Genomic DNA, 18,100 nt, shown 5'->3' with positions numbered 1-18,100 from the left:
TGGATTGCTCTATGACTTTTCACACAAGACCCCGGTGATTTTTTTCCATTTACCCCGTGATACCGCAGGGCATTTACACCCCATACACAATTTTCGGTTTACGCAATTGCTGCGCAGTAAAACGCAAAAATATTGCCGCTAATACCACCGCCACTAACCATGCCTGGGCAAATGCGAGCAGTGGTACATCGCCACCCAGCAATAAATCTTTCACCACTAATTGCTGCGCTAATACCGGCACCCAGCGAAACCAATCGGCATAGGCGCTGGGGTTAAGGAGCGTGTAAAACAATGGCACCATGGGGATAAAAATCATTAGCCCCATGTAGGTTTGTGCATCTTTAAAACTGCGCGCAAACATGGAAATTAAAAACTGCAGCGCCGTCGCGACTATCGCCAACGACATTAACGCCACCAACACCACCAATAAATCCAGCGGCGTAACATGCACTCGTAAACCCAACTCTTTAAATGGCACATACGCAAAAGCGATAGCGAGCAGCGTTAATTCAACCACCAGCACCAAAAAGGTTAATGACAAACTGTTAAGCCATTTCCCCAACAGCAAAGCGCCAGAAGGCGCGGGTGTAATGAGCAGCGATTCCAATGAACGTCGCTCGCGCTCGCCCGCTGTCATATCCGCACTGAAACCCACGGTTGCCATAAATACCGTAAGAATTAATAACATGGGCAAGCTGGCCATCACAAAAAATCCCATTTTTTGATCGCTTGCCACATTTAAATCGCGCACCATTACCGGGTTGACGATGGCAGGCGATATGCCGCGCGACAGCAAACGTAAACTGCCAACACGCGCGTTCCAACTCCAAATTTGTTGCCGCACAAAATGAATCGCGCCCTGCAATTTATTATTGGTGGCATCAAACACCAGCGCTAACTCAATGGATTCTCCGGTGGCGAATTTTTCGCGCGCATCCTCCGGCACAATTAAGGCGTAACCCAACTGCCCGCTTTGCACTTGTTGATAAGCTTGTTCATCTGCCGCCTGCACCTGAATACCGCGCTCCTGTAACCAATCCACCAAAGCAGGCAATTGCTCGGCGCCAACAACCGATAATTTAATCGGCTCACTGGTAGTCGCGCGCGATTGCTGGCTCATATGAATAATAAATAAGGACGAAGCAACAAATACGGCAACAAAATAAACCGGCATTAAAAATGCCATGCGTAAACTTTTTTTATCGCGCAGGGCATCGCGCCATTCTTTGCGCCACACAATTAACAAGGTTTGCAAAAATTTATTCATAAATAGATTCCTTGTTGGCCGCCTGCACCAAATTGACAAAGGCGTCCTCCAAATTGGTGGCCTGCCCTATTTCCATAATTGCCTCAAGATTGCCATCGGCCAGAATGCGACCGTGATGAATCACCAAAATGCGATCACACAGGCCACTGACTTCGTGCATCAAATGGCTGGAAAAAATCACGCAGCGGTTTTGCGCTTTTAATTCGTGCAATAAACGGCGCACCGAGCGCGTGGTAATTACATCCAGCCCGTTGGTGGGTTCGTCTAATAAAATATGTTGCGGTTGATGTACTATGGCGCGCGCCAGTGCCGTTTTCATGCGTTCGCCGAGCGAGAAGCCTTCCGCGCGACGATCGGCAATTGCCTCCATGCCCAACCAGTTAATTAATTGATTAATGGATTCTTCCAGCTGCATGCCGGTTAAACCTTGCAGCTCGCCAAAGTAGCGAATATTTTCACGCGCACTTAACCGCTTGTACAAACCTGTGTCATCCGGCAGCACACCCAATTGTTGCCGCGCGGCATTGGCTGCGACACTGAGCTGATGTTCGTTCACCCACACATCGCCCGCCGTCGGCTGCAACAAGCCATAAATTAAACGCATCAGGGTAGATTTACCCGCACCGTTTAACCCTAACAAACCGGTGATTTCGCCATCTTTCAGCGTAAAACTCACATCATTCAAGGCCGTAATAACATTTGCCTCCGGCACCTTTTTACCGTCAGGCAAAGCGCTATTTTTTTGTTTTTTTGGATAAAACACTTTACTTAAATGTTCAACGCGAATCATGGTTGCGCTCCTTCCATTACTGTTGCGCTGGATGATGCCTGTGCTGAACTCGATGAAACATTTTCCGCATCAGATGAAACATTGGCCGCTTGATTGGCACCCAGCACCAGCGGCAAGGTTTTAATTTGCGCAACACAATCTCTATTCACGCCCTCCATACTCGCCCGCTCAATAAATTGCGCAATAATTTGTGGCATACAACCTTCGGTGGATACACCGTGATTACCACCCTCCGCCACCAAGGCGGTCGCATTTGGCAAAGTATTCGCAACAGAGTTAGCCCAGACTTGTGGCGTGACCGGATCATATTTTCCTGACAGTAATAACGCTGGGACTGTGCTGCGAATGGGTTCCCAATAGTCCGCCGGTAATTCGGCAGCAGGCCACATAGCACAAATAGCGGCTTTATCCTCAATGGGATTAAAACCAAAAAAAGGCGGCGTGGTGGCTCTATCACTCGCCGAAATAAGCGGCCAGTCTTCATTGCAAATCACACTGAAATGCATCGCCTCGGCGATATTCATTTTGTAAGCCTGATCACTGGCGAGAGAAAGTAATGCAGCCAATAGCTGATAATTTTCTTGCTCGGCATGGCTAATCATTTCCGGCAACAGCACGGTCATGTCGCGGGTGTAAAGCGCCATAAACATCAACAGCGAAAATGCGCGCGGCGTTAACCGCTGGGTCGCCTCTTGTTGATGACGCGGATGTCGGTAAGTCACCTGTATTGGTTCACCTGCTTCTTCCGCCGCACGCAAACGCGAATACACAATTTCTGCTTTTTCCAGCGGGTTGCCATACTGCGCGGCGCACTCCGTTTGTGCCATACATTCATTGCTAACGGCGGTCAGCGCCGCGAGCATATCCCGTGCAGAATATTTTCCGAGTGCAATTTCAGTAGGAGCAACACCATCTAAAATAATACTGCGCGTGTTATCGCCAAATTGCCGCGAATATTCGAGCGCAACACGGGTGCCATAAGAGACACCCCACAGATTAATTTTCTGGTAGCCCAAAGCAGTGCGCACCGCATCTATATCTTGTACGGCGTGCCAGGTGGTATAAAACGGCAGGGAATTTTTATATTTTTCTACACAGGCGCGCATAATGTCCAACTGTTTTTCCAGCTGGGCAGCATCAGGCAGGTTAGCATCCAGCGGCGACATTTTTTCGCAATGCAGAGGGTTGGATTTTCCCGTGCCGCGCTGGTCAATAAAAATTAAATCGCGGTTTTTACGTATATCCGCAAAAAAACCATGCAACTGATTCGCCATTTCAATAGATGAACCACCCGGTCCACCCTGAATTAAAAACAGGGGATCAGCTTGCGCCACGGGGCTAATTGCTGGCAACCGCAAAATCGCAATTTTAATTTCTGCACTTTGTGCATCCTGCGGATTTTCTTTAACCCCCAGCTCGCCACACTGAGCACCATAGACCACCGGTGGTTTTCCCGTTTCTTCAAAGCCGGGACAAGGTTTAAGCAGCGACGCTGCGGTTGATAGTTCATTGGTTTTTTCATCGCATCCCGACACGATGCCGAGCGATAAAAAACACAACACTGTATAAACAGACCAGGTTATTTTCATCCGTTGGTTCCTTATGGATACCCAATTAATATTATTTTTCCGCAAGTAATTCACGCAAACTGCTAAGCAGCAACTTATCGGGGATTTCCAATTGCCGCGCCGCCAGCACCAATTGTTCAAGCTGTGGATGCAAATGTGCCAAGCGCTGCTGCTCGTTATGCACCGATTTTTTTTGCGCCGCCACCTGCATGGGTTTACCGCGCTGCCGCGCCAGCACACCCTCCAGTTCTAACAAACTATAAGCTTTGGAAATGGTCATGGGGTTTACCGCATGCTCCAACGCCACTTCGCGCACCGAGGGCAATTCATCACCCTCTTTTAATTGACCACCCGCCACCATACGCCGAATTTGTTCGGCGAGTTGACGATAAATAGGAATGCCGGATTGGGGATTGAGAGTGAACATTAGTTTTTCACCCTGAAAAAGTTAATCTTGTGCCAATGGGATTTAACCCATGTGCGCCCCGCTAAAACCAGTATTAATAACCCGGTAGAAAATGTCAGATAATCCCTGTGTTCAACACTCGAGTCAGGTCCAAACAGGATATTAAAGTAAACCATCACGCCAATCAGACAGAGGTTTACTATTGGGCTAACCCAATTCAACCAGAGGAAACTGGCAGCGCTTTTCAGGTAGATAAACAAACCCAGGTAAAACGACAAGCCGCACATCAACAAACCAATCAGCAATAAATAAACGACGTTAAACAGGCTTAATAATTCATCCAATAGATAATGGTTAATCACGCCAAGCACAAAGATGACGGGTATCAAGGAAGCAGCCAATAACAGGAAATAACGTGTTTCAATGTAAGTGAGAATTTCTGTTCTGGAAAAGGAGCTATTCATCCACAAGCGATGCAGATTGCGGAAAATGTGCTGGAAGATAACGCTGCCGCGAATGCAGATGAAAATAAACAGGTAAATGCCAACCATAACCCCCGCCGCATTTTGCGGGATTTGTTTTATCCAATAAAACATCAACCCAAGCATAAGCAGAAAAAACACCAACTGCCCCAGCTCACGTTTGCACCAAGCTTGAATACCATCTGAGGCGTTCACTAACAAACTTCCCGCCAGGGTTTTAGGCACAGAGGAAAATGCAGCAGCCATCGTCTGGGTATTAGTCATTTGCAGCCGCTGCATTTCTGCTGCGGGCAGGGTCATAAAATTCACCAGATATTTTTGTGGCTGCCAACGAAACCACCAGATAAACATTACCGACCATAAACCTATAGTGATGAACCAATAAGTAGTTATGTGTGCGGAAGAAAATAAATTGGTACTTTTTGCGGAGAAGAAGAGCACCCACACAAATAATGGAACGAAACCCTGTGCGGTTTGCATATAAGAGCCAACCACCGCAAAGAGCACAGCAACACCACTCAACCCCATAGTTGCTACAGCTAAGGTAATAGGAAAACTGAACCCTTTTGGATCTAATGTAGTCAGGGCGGCAGATAAGGCCAAGGATGCCAAGCACCAAAATGCCAGCGCCAGGAAAAATAATTTATACCGCAGATCGGCCATATACTGGAATTGTTTGCTGCTTCTAAGTGCGAGCATTTGCCCCGGCACCAACATGCCTATCATCATCAGTAGCAGGAGGCTAAATGCTGTGCCTATATACAAGACTAGCGAGTGACCAAAAAAACGTAGTAGCGCACCGGACATTAACACCGTGAATGTAAATACAGCTAACCATTTTACATAGCGCGCCGGCAACAGCATCACCAGAATCAAGCGCCAATATTGATTGAGTGTTGCCTGGATATTCATGGATTCATCTCCAGAAAAATATCTTCCAGTCCTAAAAACTCTACCCTCACCTGCGCTGAAAATTCCTGTGCAAGTTGCTGCTCCATATGGGGTTGCCAGCGTTCAATCGTGAGCTGGGTTTGATTGCCGCTATTTTTTTGTTTGATTACATCCGGCCAGCTAATTTTTTGGGTAAATGGATGATCAAAGGTTAAAGTGACGCGCACAAAACTTTCTTTAAGTTCATCCAAGCCACCCTGATAAACCAAATCGCCATCGCGCAGCATCCACACCTGATTGGCAACTCGTTCCACGTCGCTCACGATATGGGTAGAAAAAATTACTGCGCGATTTTCATCGGCGGCAATATCCACCAGCTGTTGCAAAAACTGGCGGCGGGCGATGGGATCAAGACTGGCAACAGGCTCGTCCAGAATCAATAATTCCGGCTCATGGGCCAGCGCCAGCAGAATGGATAATTTTTGTCGCTGCCCCACCGACATTTTTCCCGTGTGCATATCCATGGGAATTAACCATTCCGCAATTAATTTATCAACCAGCGGTTGGTTCCAGTGGGTGCGGAAACTTTTAAATAATTTCAGGTGATCCCCACCGGTTAAACTGGGCAGCAACTCATCCTGTTGCGGTACAAAACCAATACGCTGTTTAGTTTCACCGCCGATTTGTGTGGCATCAAGCTGCCAAAGCTTCGCCTCGCCTGCCGAGGGAAAACCAAAACCCAAAATCGTTTCTAATAACGTGGTTTTACCCGCGCCGTTTTTGCCCAAGAGGGCAATGACTTGCCCCGGCAATACCTCGGCATTGATTCCCTTTAGAACGGTGACGCGTGAATATTGGCGTTGCAGATTTTTTAGCGATACACAGGCAGACATAAAAACTCCTTTTATCCCATTAGGGTTGTTTGGCGAGATAAGGTTTTACCTGATAACCGCGCTGTTTAAGTTGCGCGAGCAGGCCATCTTTACTGGAGAGATGCAAACTACCCACCAACACCAGTTCCACATCGGTCGTTGCAAACAGTTTTTCTATTTTGGGTAGCCACGCCTGATTGCGTGCGATTAATAAATGCTGATAGACCTCGGGCGCTTCGCGGCGCATATCGGCCGACATTTCGCGATCCAATTTTTCCAATTCACCACGACGCCAATAACCCAATGCTTTTTCCAACACCGCATCCATTTTGTGTAAATCGCGCAGGGTCGCTTTGATCACCATATTGGCATCCATATCAGCCAGCAATGCGAGCTGTGTTAATACTTCATCGCCGGATTCCAATTCCAATACGGGCTTGCTATCGGTTTTGGCTTTTTGGAAAAAAACCATATCCACTCCCTCGGCCACACCAAACCCTAAACGCTGCATTTCAACTACCGAGAGCGACAGACTGACAAACATCGCTTTAAAGGCACTCATTTGGGCGATGGGATATTGGCGTGCGGCTGAAAAAGTCTGCAGCTCTTGCCAGAGTGCGGGTTGCAAATCCTCGGCCAGTGTTTTTCCGCCGCTGTACATAAACGCTTTCGCCATTTTTTGACCAAACTCAGGCGATGCCGCATTGTCCAGATTGGTTTCCAGTACCAGCACATCGGCCTGTTGATAGGCGTGATCATATTCGGCGGGCAAGGGGTAGTCGCTGCTGCGCAGCAAATGAATAGTGCCGCCCAAATAAATTTTCTGATTGCCCTTGCTGATCTCGTACAGGCTGGTTTGTGCATGAGCGGATGCACCTGCCAACAGGCAGAGCAGGATTAAAAAACGGCTTATTGATAAATGGCGATGAATACTCATCGAACTCTCCTTGCGGCTTTATTGTTGTGTGGTGGTGTACGACCCAAAACACCATGTGTATCACTACACTAATACACAATAAGTAATCCCACAAGTCGCCGATGGAAAAATAGTGTTGTTCTGGGCAAAAAAAACGCCCGGACGAATCCGGGCGCTTTTAGGATAAATAACCTGAAAAAGCAGTTATTGCGGCGCTAATGCATCCAAACCAATCACACCCAGCGGTGTGGTCAACCCAACACCATCGCGTGCTACGGCGGTGTAAACCATGCCAGTGGCAAAGGTCAGGGTGGCTTTGATGGCTTCGGTTTTGGTGCCGGTTGGAGTGATAATTACATCGTAGTCACCTGCAGCCAGCGATACATAACCGGTATCCGCCTTGAAGGGCACCGCCGTAAACGCGGGCATAGCTTCTGCGATGGATGCACCGGCAGCAACTACGTAGATATCCACCTCACCCGCCAACGAAGAACCGTGCACCAACCGCACTTTGGCTTCGGTCGCCACTTTGCGGTTGTTGTCAGTTAATAACAGCGGCTCGATGTTCGCCAACGCGCCCACTGCCAGCAGCGTGTACTCGGTGCTGTTGGCCAGTGGCACGTCGGCGTTGATAACAACGGGGGTAGTTACACCGGTAGGCACAACTTTGAAGTTGTAAGTCGCGGCAGGTAGGTTCAGGTAGTTGGTGAATGCAGGGAATGCCAGGTTGCTGACGGCTGGAGCCACGCCGTCATTCGCGATTACATCCACTGCGGGCGCATCGGCCGAGGCGTGCACCACACGGATATTGGCCCCCGCCATAGCATCACCCAGTACTGCTACGTCGGCACCATCCACCACAATCAGCTGGATAGGCGATGTACCGGTACCCACGTTTGGCACAGCGCCGATTAGCAGGTCTTTACCACTAGTGAGAGCAACTGAGCCTGAGTCAAATACCACGGTGTTATCGGGTAGGGTGACGCGAATGCGATAAGTACCAGCGGGAACTTCGACGGGGCCTAAGGTTTCTTTAAATTCGAAACTGCCGAGTGAAGTCGCGTCAGAAATGGCATCGCCGGGTGCAGTCACATGCACTTTCACTTCCGGTGCAGCGGCTGCCAAGTGCGCCACACGCACACGCACGTTGTTGCCATTGGCCAGCTTGCCCATATCGGTCAGTAACAAGGGTTCGATGTTAGCCACCGAATTCACGGCCAGTACGTCGTAACGCATGTTGGCATCAAAGGTTAAGTCGACGGGGCCTATCACGGTCGCGTTGCCGCCGGGAATTACACCTTCAACCGCGATATTGTAGGTGCCGCCATCCAGCTCAAGGAAACCAGTCGTTTTCTGATAATCCAAGCCTGATGCAGCTACAGCGCCATCTACCCACAGATTCACTTTAGGTGCATCCGCAGACGCATGGATAACACGCACTTGGGTTTTGTTAGGTGCCAAACCATCCAAACCAATCACCCCCAAGGCTGCGGTCAAACCAGCGCCGTCGCGTGCGATCGCGGTATAAACACCACCATTTTCAAGGGCAACAGAGGCTTTGATGGCTTCTGTTTTGGTGCCGGTTGGCGCAATGATTACGTCGTATTCACCGGCAGCTAGGCTGACATAACCGGTTTCGGCTTTAAAAGGGATATTGGCGAATGCGGGGGATGCAGTCGCGATATCCGCACCCGCAGCAACGACATAGATATCGACATTACCAGCCAGGGTTGAACCGTGCACCAAACGCACTTTGGCTTCGGTTGCCACCGAACGGTTGTTGTCGGTCAGCACCAAAGCCTCAATATTGGCCAGCGCACCTACCGCCAAAACGCTGTAGGCACTGCCGTTCGCCAGAGCTAAGGCGGCATCGATCACAACAGGAGTAGTCGCTGCGTTGGGAGTCACTTTGAAGTTGTAGGTCGCCGCAGGCAGGTTCAGGTAGCCAGTCGCTTCGGGGAATGCGAGGTTGGCGATGGCAGGCGTATCAGCGTCATTCGCGGTGACATCGACAGCCGGTGCATCTGCCGAGGCGTGTACCACACGGATGTCAGCACCGGCATTTTTGTCGTTCAGGATTGCGACCGCGTCACCATCCAATACCGCAAGGCTGATGGGCGATGAACCAGTGCCAACATTGGCTACCGCGCCCACCAACAGATCCTTGCCGGCCATCAGTGCTACGGCGCCTGAATCATAAACGACGGTATTGTCAGCCAGGGTTACGCGGATCTGGTAGGTGCCAGCATCCACTTCAACGGGGCCGAGAGTGTCTTTAAATTCGAAAGTGCCGAGCGGAGTGGCGCTGGCGAGGTCAGTGTCGGGCGCGGTGACAAACACTTTTACTTCGGGCGCGGCAGCGGCAAGGTGGGCTACACGCACCCGCACTTTGGTGGCATCGCTCAGGCTGCCAGTGTCCGCAATCACTAAAGGCTCTATATCGGCCACTGGACCGACGGCAATTACGTCATAGGCGGTGTTGCCCGCCAATTGCAAATCAACCGGGCCAATCACTACCGCATTGCCGCTGGGGATAACACCCTCTACAGCGATGTTGTAAGTGCCTTCATCCAGCTCCAATACGCCGGTCGATTGCAAATAATCCAGATCAGAAACTGCCTCCGCATTGTTTACCCACAGGTTCACTTTGGGCGCGTCGGCTGAACCATGGAATACACGCACGGTGGTTTTATCCAGTGGTACAACCGTTACGGTCGCCGAGGACTTTTTGGTGTTATCCGCAACACTGGTGGCTGTCACATGGTAAGTGCCTGGGGTGGCTGGTGCCGTATACACACCAGCGCCAGTGATAGTGCCGCCATTGGCTTCATCGACTGCCCAGCTAACACTCGCATTTTTAGTACCGAAAACACTCGCCGTGAAATTTTGAGTCATGCCCACCTTTACCGTTACAGCAGCGGGACTGACAGCTACACGCACATCTTGCTTTTTGCTATCGCTACCGCAGGCAACAAGAACGACGCTAAGTAATGCAAGCACCGCTCCTTTCGCGAGGGTAGTAAAACCTCTGAATGATTTCATTTTTCCTTACCTCTGGTATTGATCGTATTAGCTGTTATTGGTGATTAGATTGGATCGGTAACACAGGGCGAAACCCATTACATCGGTGGGTATCAGCGGGGATGGTTTACGCCCTGTTTTTTGGGAGGGATCAAACCGGCGTAAAAAAAATGAAAAATAATTTGCAAAAATTGCCCCATTACACAAATGCACGAAAACACGGGTGTATGGGTGATCGCTAGCAATAAAGGTGGCGTATTAGGTGTGTTACGGACTATCTAAAACTACCCGGTGAGCGATAATGAGACATCAAATGACGACGACAAAGGCCCGGTCGATGAATGACTCAAGTGCAGCAAACGATACCCCGGACTGGGGCGCCCTGCTTGCCCGCGTGGCCGAACACGATGACAAAGCAGCGTTCAGAGAGATCTACAAACACTTTGCACCACGTATAAAAGCCTATGCGATCAACCAAGGCTTTAGTCAGCATGCCGAAGTGTTGGTACAAGAGGTGATGACCAGTGTGTGGCGCAACGCCGGTAAATATTCCGAGGCGCTGGCCTCGGTGTCCACCTGGATTTTCACCATCACGCGCAACCAGCGCATCGATATGCTGCGCAAACTGAATCGCACCCGCGCGGAAGTGGTGATAGAAACTGAAGACTTGTGGCAGATCCCGACTGAGGACACCACCATTTGTTCGATTCAAAATTTATCGACGGAAAAGTTTGTAAAAAACGCCATCGATAAATTACCGGAAGAACAAATGATTGCACTGCGCAAAGTCTACTATGAAGGCAAAACCCACGAGGAAGTGGCAGAGGAATTGAAAATTCCTTTGGGGACAGTGAAAGGCCGCTTGCGCCTGTCGCTGCAGAAATTACGAGTAATGTTTGAGGCAAAAGAACTATGAGTGCTTATCATCCCGATGATATGACGTTAATGAATTACGCAGCGGGCAGCTTGAGTATTCCGCAAGCGCTGGCGGTGTCTATGCACCTCTGCTTTTGCCACGAATGTCGCGACTTGGTGAAAAATTTTAATCACTTGGGTGGCGCCCTGCTGGAAACCATCAAGCCCGCCAGCACCGAGGACGAGGCGTTTGACTCATTGATGGCATCGCTGGAACCGCACGATCACAGCGACACACCAAAAGTGAAAGTGGACATGGGCAATGCCGAAAAAATTACCCAGCATTTCAACAACCCTTTGCTGCGTTACCTGCCGACATCCTTCGCGGATTTACCCTGGCAACGCCAAACCAAGGAAATTAGCAAGTTTGATTTAACCTCGCTGCTGAATGTAAAAGGTTTCCAAGTCGCCCTGCAAAAAATTAATGCAGGCGCCAAGGTTCCCACCCATACCCACAAGGGTTTTGAATACACAGTGATATTAAGTGGCGGCTTCTCCGATGAACTTGGTGTTTATCACGAAGGGGATTTTATTGCGCGCGACACCAGCCATAAACACAGCCCTACAGCGCTACAAAATGAAGATTGCATCTGCTTGACCGTATTAAATGCACCGCTGAAATTTACGGGTTGGCAACGCATATTTAATCCGTTTATGGCGTGGCATTAATCAACTTGCGCCACGTTTATGCCTGAGAAAAACTGACCGAGTTATCCCCGCTGCTGCGGGGATTTTTTTACCAGCAATTCGAGACAACGGCCGCAACGCGCAGTGCCATCTATCAACAAAATCGCAACTACCCCCGGCGCAACAAATATTTCCCTATGCCCTGTAGCGGACAGACAGCAAAAAAACCATCCAGTAGACTCCAAAGCAAGACTTGTGGCATATCACTGGCCACGAGCCGCTTTCGCTACAGGACGCTCGATGCTAGCCCCCAATACTATCCCTCCGGTCAATCGCCTGATTGCAGGCTTATTGCCCGCCGCGCGTGAACAAATATTACAAAGCTGCGAACTGGTGGAATTAACCGCTGGCACCATATTGTGCGAGCCAGATCAACCCTTTCGCTATGTGTATTTTCCGCTTACCAGTTTTATTAATCTGGTAACCACACTGCGCGATCACCAGCCACTGGAAATGGGATTAATTGGCTACGAAGGAATGCTCGGCGCCACCGTCGCACTCGGCATTAACAGCGCCCCCATGCGCGCCATGGTGCAAGGTTCAGGCACTGCACTGCGCATGACGGCAGAAAAATTACAGCAACATTTGCAAGGCAACGCCGCTCTCGCCAGCACCTTTAATCGTTATTTATACGTGCTTATGGCACAGCTCGCACAAACCGCCGCCTGCGCCCACTTTCACGCCATCGAACCCCGCTTAGCCCGCTGGCTACTCATGACCCACGACCGCGCCCACGCCGATTATTTTCACCTTACCCAGGAATTTCTCGCCAACATGCTCGGCGTGCGCCGCAGCGGAATTACTGTCGCCGCCGGTGCATTACAAGAGCGAAAATTAATTCAATACACGCGCGGAAAAATCAGTATTTTGGATAGAGCAGGATTAGAAGCCGTTGCGTGTGAATGTTATGAAGCGGTAACTAAAGATTACGCGCGATTGTTTGAGTGATTTTTTAGCATTGGTTTTTAAACAAATTTCTTCTGTGAGTTTGATAACAAACTTAGCGATCACTTCTGCATCGCTCTCGGTTGCGAGAATAAATTGAATGCTCATCAATTATTCCTTTTTAGTATTCATCGTTGCGCTGGGTATCGTTGCACTCCACCCACTCTACGATTCTAATACCCACTCAATAAAAACGCCCGCCTCTTTCGAGGCGGGCGTTATTTAGCTGAAAGCAATTGCATTTAAGCAGCTTCAGTCGCAGCATCGGCGACCAACTTCCAACAACTCTTTGCCCGAGCAGAACGCAGTAACTTATTTTGAGGCAGCCTCTAAATGCTTATTGTATAGCCGCTCCGCTTGAGCGCGCAATGTAGATTGTATCGTTGAAGCAGCAGATGAAGGCGCCGTCATCAATGTGAGTGATGCATAGCTATACCCGACTTTCATAAAACAAAGCCCCATCTCACCAGCATTCGGCTGTCGAAAATCTGTCCACTGGCAAACAGGTTTAAGTACTAAATTATCGGTAGCAAGTTCTACACTCACTTTAAGAGATGGTATTGGGGCATTTGGGGCCGCGAAGGTGCATTGATCAACCTTCGGAGTATCAGTTCCTTGGGGTGCCATTTGGCGTACGGCATTGTGTAGCCCAAGTGCGGCCAGCGCTTCGTTATCCACCCAGCCACAGGCGGAGTCAGCTGGTGCCGCGAAGGCTTTTGCCGCAAAAACCAACGGAAGAGAAAAAGCGATAAGTTTGTTACGCATACTCTGTTATCTCCATATAGATATTTGGAAACAGTTGCCCTCCAGAAAGCCAACCATTCAGCCAACCCCGTGTTAGCGCAAAAACTCCGCTCAATTATTTAAATTCACGTGGCAATAGCAGAAATTATCACGCGATATTTATTGAGCTATAACAGAAAATCGGCTTTTTATTGTAGTAGCCGGATTTTGTTAATAATTTTTAAAATTCTGTATGCAAAATTCGTTGAAGCATTTTTATTGTTAAAAAAACGCCCGCGTCTTTCGAGGCGGGCGTTTTTGTTTAGCTCAGAGCAGAGAAAAATTACTCTTCAGTAACTTCTACTGGTGCTGCTGCGCCAGACTCTTCGGCTAAAGCTTCTTTGATCGAAAGTTTGATGCGGCCGCGTTGATCAACGTCCAAACATTTCACTTTCACGATTTGGCCTTCTTTCAAATAATCGCTCACGCTGTTTACGCGCTCGTCGGCGATTTGAGAGATGTGGACCAAACCGTCTTTGCCCGGCAAGAAGTTTACGAATGCGCCGAAATCTACGATGCGCACTACAGTGCCTTCGTAAATTGCACCGATTTCTGCTTCAGCAACAATACCCATTACACGCAGAATTGCCGCTTGTAATGCGTCGTTGTTGTCGGCGTAAATCTTAACGGTACCGTCATCGTCGATATCAATTGAAGAACCAGTTTCTTCGGTGATTGCACGAATAGTCGCGCCGCCTTTACCGATGATGTCGCGGATTTTATCCGGATGAATTTTGATGGTTTCAAAACGTGGTGCATTTTCGCTAACGACTGAACGCGAGCTTGGCAGCACTTTGTTCATTTCACCGAGAATGTGTAAACGCGCGGCCAGAGCTTGCTCCAGTGCGATTTCCATAATCTCTTCGGTGATACCTTCGATTTTGATATCCATTTGCAGTGCAGTTACACCGCTGGTGGTACCGGCCACTTTAAAGTCCATATCGCCCAAATGATCTTCGTCGCCGAGGATGTCGGTCAATACCGCAAAGCCGTTAGCTTCTTTTACGAGGCCCATGGCAATACCGGCTACTGGTGCTTTGAGTGGAACACCGGCATCCATCAACGCCAGGCTCGCACCACATACAGAAGCCATTGAGCTTGAACCGTTAGATTCAGTAATTTCACTCACTACACGCAGGGTGTAAGGGAAATCAGATTCTTTTGGCAGTACCGAAGTAACACCGCGACGCGCCAAACGGCCGTGACCGATTTCGCGACGGCCAGTGGCGCCCATACGACCACACTCACCTACCGAGAAGGGTGGGAAGTTGTAGTGCAGCATGAATGCGTCTTTTTTGGAGCCTTCGAGGAAGTCGATAATTTGTGCATCACGCGCGTTACCCAAGGTCGCTACTACGAGCGCTTGCGTCTCACCACGAGTGAACAATGCAGAACCGTGCGCTTTGCCCAACACGCCAACTTCAACTTGAATGGGGCGAACGGTTTTGTTGTCGCGACCATCGATACGTGGCTCACCCGCTACGATGCGTGAACGCACCAAACGGTATTCAACCATGCCGAATTCGGCTTTCACTTCATCGGCAGTAAAACCAGTCGCTTCAGTCGCCAATTCAGCAACTGCTTGATTGCGCAGCTCGCCCAGACGGTCGTAACGTTTTGCTTTATCGGTAATGCGGTAAGCCATACCGATTGAATCGCCAAAACCTTTGAGCAACGCGTCAGTCAAACCCGCTTTAACGGCAACTGGTTGCCACTCCCAACGCGGTTTGCCCGCATCGCGCGCCAATTCCACACAAGCTTGTACTACAGCTTGCATTTCCTGGTGAGCGTAAAGAACGGCGCCGAGCATAATATCTTCCGGCAATTCTTTTGCTTCAGATTCCACCATCAACACGGCGTCTTTAGTACCGGCAACCACCATGTCCAACTCGGAAGTTTCGAGTTGCTTGAAGCTTGGGTTGAGGATGTAACCCTCTTCCTGGGTGTAACCAACACGCGCGCCACCGATTGGGCCGTTGAATGGAATACCGGAGATAGCCAATGCGGCTGAGGTACCAATCATCGCCACGATATCGGGATCGTATTGCTTGTCAGTTGATACCACGGTGCAAACTACTTGCACTTCGTTGAGGAAACCTTCGGGGAACAATGGGCGAATAGGACGATCGATCAAACGCGAAGTCAGGGTTTCTTTTTCAGAAGGACGGCCTTCACGCTTCAAATAACCGCCGGGGATACGGCCAGCGGCGTAGCTTTTTTCCTGGTAATGCACAGACAGTGGGAAGAAATCCTGGCCTGGTGATGCTTGTTTTGCACCAACAACGGTACAAAGTACAGATACTTCACCCATAGTTGCCATCACTGCACCGGTTGCTTGACGTGCAATACGGCCAGTTTCGAGGGTTACGGTTTGGTTGCCGTATTGGAACTTTTTAATAATCGGATTCACTCTTTTATCCTTTGTTTTCACTAAAAATCATTTGCGTTAATTGTTACGCGTCTTAAGTTTGTTCTTTTCATTCAGCTTAATAAAAAATCATTAATCATGTGCATCCTGCCCGGGCGCTAATTTTTACTCTCACCAGCGCAATTCCCTAATCACTTTCTATTTTCAGAAACTAAAACTACAAAATAAAAGTGCCCGCAAAGCGGGCACTGGACAAACTTAACGGCGCAGACCTAATTTTTGAATCAGAGCAACGTAACGAGAAGAGTCCTTACCTTTCAGGTAGTCCAACAATTTACGACGGGCGTTTACCATACGGATCAGGCCGCGACGTGAATGGTGGTCAGCCTTATGGCTAGCGAAGTGACCTTGCAGTTTGTTGATGTTGATAGTCAACAAAGCTACTTGAACTTCGGGCGAACCAGTATCGCCTTCTGCTTGTTGGTACTCTTTAACGATTGCAGCTTTTTCAGAAGCACTCAGTGCCATGATGTTTTCCTCAATTAATATGCAATTTAATTACAGCCCGCCCGTGCATATTTACAGGTGGGTTGTTGCGGTGATTATCCGGCGCTTATAAAGCGATGGATGTCAGTCGCGGCTTTTTATCGATTGGCAAATTGCCGTCTCGATAAATTCTTTTACCCCGCTCAATCCGTTTCCAACCTACGTTTCGTTGGATGAGCGGTTGGCCAAAATTCGTTTAGGGGCTACACCACCTTCATCGGTGATACTGCCTAAACCGAGAAACGCGCGCGGCGATTGTTCGGTTTCTGCACAAAAGACGCGCACAATAGCACCTTGCTCGCCAAATCGATAGACCTTGGACACCATGACCGGGTTGCCCATACGGAAGTAATGGGCGCTATTGGCGGGCAAGTCTACGGCGGGCAAGCTGGCGACGGGTGCATCGGCGCTGAGCAAGTAGCTATCAAGCGCGGCATAAGCAGCTTCATCACCACGTGCTGCCTGCTCTTCATCGAAGCGGGCCTGCAGTTCTTCCAATGTTACACACTGATCTTCATTAAATAGACCTGCTGCCGAGCGATGCAGGGTTTTGACATGGCCACCGCAGCACAAAGCTTCACCGAGATCCACCGCAATGGAGCGAATATAGGTGCCCTTGGTACAGCGGATATCCAGCTCAACTTCGGCCTCTTCACCCGCGCGAAAAGCAAGAATATCAATGCTGTGAATCGTGACCGGACGCGGGGCACGCTCCACTTCAACCCCCTGACGCGCCATCTTATAAAGCGGCTGGCCATTGAGCTTCAATGCGGAATACATGGGTGGGACTTGCAAGATATCGCCAATCAGCGGTTTGAGCGCCGCTTCAACTTGCGCACGCGTAATCCTTGCTGTGGATTTTTGTTCGAGGATTTCACCGTCGGCATCGCAGGTATCGGTAGTCGCGCCCAGGCGAATACAGGTGCGATAGCCTTTATCAGCATCGAGCAAAAATTGCGAAAACTTGGTCGCCTCACCAAAACACAGGGGCAAAACACCGGTAGCAAGCGGGTCGAGCGCACCGGTATGACCGGCTTTCTCTACGAAAAACAAACGCTTGGCGCGCTGCAAGGCATGGTTGGAAGTCATGCCTGCCGGTTTGTGCAACAACAATACGCCATCGACTGGACGGCCTTTTCTACGTGCCATGAATAATTACTCGCCCTTGGTATCGTCGGGCGCTGCATCGCTGGCAGGCTCTTCATCGTGCTGGTGCAGACTGTCTTCTTTTAATGCCCGCTCGATTAAGGTGGACAGCGCCTGGCCTTTAACGGAGGTTTTGTCGTAAATAAATTGCAACTTGGGCACGGTCCGCATGCTCAATTCCCTGGCGATAAAGGTGCGCAAAAAACCGCTCGCCTTATTCAGAATCGAGGCTGCTGTGATGCTGTCTTTTTCGTCATCAACACCGACAAAGGTTACATAGACCTTGGCGTAAGCCATATCGCGGGTGACGGTGACTTCATTGATATTCACCATCCCGATACGCGGGTCGCGAATTTCGCTGTGAATTACCTGGGCCAGTATGCGCTGGATGGCATCGGAAACTCGGTCTGAACGGGTAAATTCTCTTGGCATGCGCCATTAACCTCTTAAAAATAACAAAGCCCCACTCCCATGACAGGAGTGGGGCGCGGGCCTTG

At 49.6% G+C, this 18,100-nt stretch carries 16 protein-coding genes; 3 read left to right on the top strand and 13 right to left on the bottom strand.

Going from position 1 to position 18,100, the window contains the following annotated elements:
• Nucleotides 1–73: 73 nt before the first annotated feature.
• The 8 genes from NNX04_RS17405 to NNX04_RS17370 all read right to left on the bottom strand — a co-directional run bounded on the left by NNX04_RS17405 (nucleotide 74) and on the right by NNX04_RS17370 (nucleotide 10,234).
• Nucleotides 74–1,267, bottom strand: coding sequence for an ABC transporter permease (locus tag NNX04_RS17405; protein WP_261946610.1), 1,194 nt, complete (start codon nucleotides 1,265–1,267; stop codon nucleotides 74–76).
• On the bottom strand, nucleotides 1,260–2,057 hold the full coding sequence (locus NNX04_RS17400) for an ABC transporter ATP-binding protein (RefSeq protein ID WP_261946609.1): 798 nt from the start codon (nucleotides 2,055–2,057) through the stop codon (nucleotides 1,260–1,262). Before NNX04_RS17400 ends, NNX04_RS17405 begins: the two co-directional genes overlap by 8 nt.
• Entirely contained in the window at nucleotides 2,054–3,646 is a 1,593-nt protein-coding gene (locus NNX04_RS17395) for an alpha/beta hydrolase (protein WP_261946608.1), read from the bottom strand. Before NNX04_RS17395 ends, NNX04_RS17400 begins: the two co-directional genes overlap by 4 nt.
• 31 nt (nucleotides 3,647–3,677) lie before the next feature.
• Nucleotides 3,678–4,052, bottom strand: a complete 375-nt coding sequence (locus NNX04_RS17390; RefSeq protein ID WP_007645177.1) for a GntR family transcriptional regulator — start codon at nucleotides 4,050–4,052, stop codon at nucleotides 3,678–3,680.
• Nucleotides 4,052–5,425 (bottom strand): hypothetical protein, encoded by a 1,374-nt coding sequence (locus NNX04_RS17385; protein WP_261946607.1) that lies wholly within the window; start codon nucleotides 5,423–5,425, stop codon nucleotides 4,052–4,054. The genes NNX04_RS17390 and NNX04_RS17385 overlap by 1 nt, the downstream gene beginning before the upstream one ends.
• A complete protein-coding gene (locus NNX04_RS17380) occupies nucleotides 5,422–6,297 on the bottom strand; it encodes an ABC transporter ATP-binding protein (protein WP_261946606.1) in 876 nt (291 codons plus the stop codon). Before NNX04_RS17380 ends, NNX04_RS17385 begins: the two co-directional genes overlap by 4 nt.
• Nucleotides 6,298–6,316: 19 nt before the next feature.
• The gene (locus NNX04_RS17375) at nucleotides 6,317–7,213 is read right to left on the bottom strand and encodes a TraB/GumN family protein (RefSeq protein WP_261946605.1); all 897 of its coding nucleotides are present in this window, start codon (nucleotides 7,211–7,213) and stop codon (nucleotides 6,317–6,319) included.
• A 183-nt stretch (nucleotides 7,214–7,396) separates the two neighbouring features.
• On the bottom strand, nucleotides 7,397–10,234 hold the full coding sequence (locus NNX04_RS17370; RefSeq protein WP_261946604.1) for a DUF4397 domain-containing protein: 2,838 nt from the start codon (nucleotides 10,232–10,234) through the stop codon (nucleotides 7,397–7,399).
• A gap of 316 nt (nucleotides 10,235–10,550) precedes the next feature.
• Here NNX04_RS17370 and NNX04_RS17365 point away from each other — a divergent pair, with 316 nt between their 5' ends.
• The 3 genes from NNX04_RS17365 to NNX04_RS17355 all read left to right on the top strand — a co-directional run bounded on the left by NNX04_RS17365 (nucleotide 10,551) and on the right by NNX04_RS17355 (nucleotide 12,763).
• Complete coding sequence (locus NNX04_RS17365; protein WP_007645193.1) at nucleotides 10,551–11,129, top strand: sigma-70 family RNA polymerase sigma factor; 579 nt, start codon at nucleotides 10,551–10,553, stop codon at nucleotides 11,127–11,129.
• Complete coding sequence (locus tag NNX04_RS17360; RefSeq protein WP_261946603.1) at nucleotides 11,126–11,797, top strand: ChrR family anti-sigma-E factor; 672 nt, start codon at nucleotides 11,126–11,128, stop codon at nucleotides 11,795–11,797. Before NNX04_RS17365 ends, NNX04_RS17360 begins: the two co-directional genes overlap by 4 nt.
• 258 nt (nucleotides 11,798–12,055) lie before the next feature.
• The gene (locus NNX04_RS17355) at nucleotides 12,056–12,763 is read left to right on the top strand and encodes a Crp/Fnr family transcriptional regulator (protein WP_261946602.1); all 708 of its coding nucleotides are present in this window, start codon (nucleotides 12,056–12,058) and stop codon (nucleotides 12,761–12,763) included.
• Between the two features lie 309 nt (nucleotides 12,764–13,072).
• On the opposite strand, the gene NNX04_RS17350 is transcribed toward NNX04_RS17355, so the two are convergent.
• From NNX04_RS17350 to rbfA, 5 genes are all read right to left on the bottom strand, one after another.
• Complete coding sequence (locus tag NNX04_RS17350; protein ID WP_040393331.1) at nucleotides 13,073–13,525, bottom strand: hypothetical protein; 453 nt, start codon at nucleotides 13,523–13,525, stop codon at nucleotides 13,073–13,075.
• 301 nt (nucleotides 13,526–13,826) lie between these two features.
• Entirely contained in the window at nucleotides 13,827–15,953 is a 2,127-nt protein-coding gene (pnp, locus tag NNX04_RS17345) for a polyribonucleotide nucleotidyltransferase (protein WP_007645204.1), read from the bottom strand.
• A 216-nt stretch (nucleotides 15,954–16,169) separates the two neighbouring features.
• On the bottom strand, nucleotides 16,170–16,439 hold the full coding sequence (gene rpsO / locus NNX04_RS17340; RefSeq protein ID WP_007645205.1) for a 30S ribosomal protein S15: 270 nt from the start codon (nucleotides 16,437–16,439) through the stop codon (nucleotides 16,170–16,172).
• A 177-nt stretch (nucleotides 16,440–16,616) separates the two neighbouring features.
• A complete protein-coding gene (gene truB / locus NNX04_RS17335) occupies nucleotides 16,617–17,606 on the bottom strand; it encodes a tRNA pseudouridine(55) synthase TruB (protein WP_261946601.1) in 990 nt (329 codons plus the stop codon).
• 6 nt (nucleotides 17,607–17,612) lie between these two features.
• Entirely contained in the window at nucleotides 17,613–18,035 is a 423-nt protein-coding gene (gene rbfA / locus NNX04_RS17330; RefSeq protein ID WP_261946600.1) for a 30S ribosome-binding factor RbfA, read from the bottom strand.
• Between the last annotated feature and the right edge of the window lie 65 nt (nucleotides 18,036–18,100).

The sequence above is a fragment of the Cellvibrio sp. QJXJ genome, assembly GCF_024452345.1.
Classification (GTDB): Bacteria; Pseudomonadota; Gammaproteobacteria; order Pseudomonadales; family Cellvibrionaceae; genus Cellvibrio.
The sequence above is the reverse complement of the archived record's forward strand: the minus strand, read 5'-3'. Positions and strand labels throughout refer to the sequence as shown.

Coding starts and splice junctions, on each gene's coding strand:
- NNX04_RS17375 (WP_261946605.1), bottom strand. CDS start 7,213: ATGAGTATTCATCGCCATTTATCAATAAGCCGTTTTTTAATCCTGCTC.
- rpsO (WP_007645205.1), bottom strand. CDS start 16,439: ATGGCACTGAGTGCTTCTGAAAAAGCTGCAATCGTTAAAGAGTACCAA.
- NNX04_RS17385 (WP_261946607.1), bottom strand. CDS start 5,425: ATGAATATCCAGGCAACACTCAATCAATATTGGCGCTTGATTCTGGTG.
- NNX04_RS17355 (WP_261946602.1), top strand. CDS start 12,056: ATGCTAGCCCCCAATACTATCCCTCCGGTCAATCGCCTGATTGCAGGC.
- rbfA (WP_261946600.1), bottom strand. CDS start 18,035: ATGCCAAGAGAATTTACCCGTTCAGACCGAGTTTCCGATGCCATCCAG.
- truB (WP_261946601.1), bottom strand. CDS start 17,606: ATGGCACGTAGAAAAGGCCGTCCAGTCGATGGCGTATTGTTGTTGCAC.
- NNX04_RS17380 (WP_261946606.1), bottom strand. CDS start 6,297: ATGTCTGCCTGTGTATCGCTAAAAAATCTGCAACGCCAATATTCACGC.
- NNX04_RS17370 (WP_261946604.1), bottom strand. CDS start 10,234: ATGAAATCATTCAGAGGTTTTACTACCCTCGCGAAAGGAGCGGTGCTT.
- NNX04_RS17390 (WP_007645177.1), bottom strand. CDS start 4,052: ATGTTCACTCTCAATCCCCAATCCGGCATTCCTATTTATCGTCAACTC.
- NNX04_RS17350 (WP_040393331.1), bottom strand. CDS start 13,525: ATGCGTAACAAACTTATCGCTTTTTCTCTTCCGTTGGTTTTTGCGGCA.
- NNX04_RS17360 (WP_261946603.1), top strand. CDS start 11,126: ATGAGTGCTTATCATCCCGATGATATGACGTTAATGAATTACGCAGCG.
- NNX04_RS17400 (WP_261946609.1), bottom strand. CDS start 2,057: ATGATTCGCGTTGAACATTTAAGTAAAGTGTTTTATCCAAAAAAACAA.
- NNX04_RS17405 (WP_261946610.1), bottom strand. CDS start 1,267: ATGAATAAATTTTTGCAAACCTTGTTAATTGTGTGGCGCAAAGAATGG.
- NNX04_RS17395 (WP_261946608.1), bottom strand. CDS start 3,646: ATGAAAATAACCTGGTCTGTTTATACAGTGTTGTGTTTTTTATCGCTC.
- NNX04_RS17365 (WP_007645193.1), top strand. CDS start 10,551: ATGAATGACTCAAGTGCAGCAAACGATACCCCGGACTGGGGCGCCCTG.